Source organism: Thauera sp. 28 (genome assembly GCF_000310145.2).
Lineage (GTDB): Bacteria > Pseudomonadota > Gammaproteobacteria > Burkholderiales > Rhodocyclaceae > Thauera > Thauera mechernichensis.
This window is the reverse complement of sequence record NZ_AMXA01000072.1, coordinates 1-1,811: the sequence shown is the minus strand read 5'-3', so window position 1 is coordinate 1,811 and position 1,811 is coordinate 1. Positions and strand designations below refer to the sequence as shown.

The following is a 1,811-nucleotide window of genomic DNA, read 5'->3' as shown; positions in this document are numbered from 1 at the left end:
CTGCCGGCGTGGGCTGCAGCGGTCGGGGCTGCGGCGGCAGCAGCGATCGGCGCCGGCGCGGCGGCAGGCGCCGCTCCCGCAGCGGCGCCAGCGGCCTCGATCTTGATCAAGACCGCGCCTTCGCCGACCTTGTCACCCAGGCCGACCAGGACTTCCCTGACCACGCCGGCGGCCGAGGACGGCACGTCCATCGTTGCCTTGTCCGATTCGAGCGTGCAGATCGCATCGTCCACGTTGATGCTGTCGCCAACCTTCACGAACAGCTCGATGATCGGCACCGCATCGAAATCGCCGATGTCGGGCACCTTCACTTCAATCATTTGACTCATCTTCTTCACCTCGTGAGGAGTTCCGGAAGAGGGGGCGTCGGGGCCGGCTTGAACCTGGCTCCGACGCCTCGCTCCTCACTGCGTCAGAGCATCACCCGGCGGAAGTCCGCCAGCAGTTGCGCGAGGTACACGTTGAAGCGGGTGGCCAGCGCGCCGTCGATGACGCGGTGGTCCGCGGTCAGCGACATCGGCAGCGTCAGGCGCGGCACGAACTGCTTGCCGTCCCACACCGGCTTCATCACCGACTTGTTCACCCCGAGGATGGCCACTTCGGGCGCATTGACGATCGGCGCGAAGTAGGTGCCACCGATGCCGCCCAGCGAGCTGATCGTGAAGCACGCCCCCGACATGTCGGCCGGACCGAGCTTGCCGTCGCGCGCCTTCTTGGCCAGCGCACCGGTCTCGGCGGCGATGTCGAACACGCTCTTCTTGTCGGCGTCCTTCACCACCGGCACGACCAGGCCGTTCGGGGTGTCGGCCGCGAAGGCGATGTTGAAGTACTTCTTGTAGACCAGGCTCATTTCACCACCACTCGCGTCGAGCGAGGTGTTGAACTCGGGGAACTCCTGCAGCGCGCGCACCGAGGCCTTGATGATGAAGGCGAGCATGGTGAGCTTCTTGCCCGACTTCTCGTACTCCTTGTTCATCTGCACCCGGAAGGCTTCCAGGTCGGTGATGTCGGCGTCCTCGTGGTAGGTCACCGCCGGGATCATCACCCAGTTGCGCGCGAGGTTCTGGCCGGAGATCTTCTTGATGCGGGAGAGCGGCTTGACTTCGATCTCGCCAAACTTGGCGAAGTCGACCTTCGGCCACGGCAGCAGATCCAGCCCGCCACCCAGCGATGCACCTGCGGCTGCAGCCGGGGTCTTGCCAGGAACCACCCCGGTCGTCATCGCGCTCTTGATGAAGGCGGCGACGTCTTCCTTGAGGATGCGGCCCTTCGGGCCGCTGGCCTTGACCTGGCCGAGGTCGACACCGAGCTCGCGGGCGAAGGCGCGCACCGAGGGGCTGGCGTGCACCTTGCCGCCGACCTTGACCGCCGAGGGCGCCGCGGCCGACGCAATCGGCATCGAGGCCGGGGCACTGGCGGCCGGGCCGCCATCGGCCAGGGGGGCCGGTGAGGGTGCGGCCGCGGCCGGTATGGCGACCGCCGCACCACCAGCGGTCTCGACCTTGATCAGCACGCTGCCTTCGCCGACCTTGTCGCCGATGCTGACCAGCACTTCCTTGACCACGCCGGCGTGCGAGGACGGCACGTCCATCGTCGCCTTGTCGGACTCGAGCGTGGCGATGGCGTCGTCCACCTTGATCGTGTCGCCCACCTTCACGAAGAGCTCGATCACCGGCACCGCGTCGAAGTCGCCGATGTCGGGCACCTTCACCTCGACCACGCCACCGGCGGCCGCGGGGGCGGCAGCCGGAGCGGGCGCAGCGGCCGGAGCCGGCGCTGCAGCGGCCGGGGCAGCAGCCGCAACGGCAGGC

General features: G+C 68.0%; 2 protein-coding genes. Both read right to left on the bottom strand.

Annotated features, from left to right (window positions below; genetic code table 11):
* Positions 1 to 329 (bottom strand): biotin/lipoyl-containing protein (locus tag C662_RS19445; RefSeq protein ID WP_332307107.1); only part of this gene is annotated, 329 nt, incomplete at its 3' end.
* Positions 330 to 412: 83 nt separating this feature from the next.
* A partial coding sequence (gene aceF, locus C662_RS19440) for a dihydrolipoyllysine-residue acetyltransferase (protein ID WP_002934443.1) occupies positions 413 to 1,811 on the bottom strand: 1,399 nt, incomplete at its 5' end.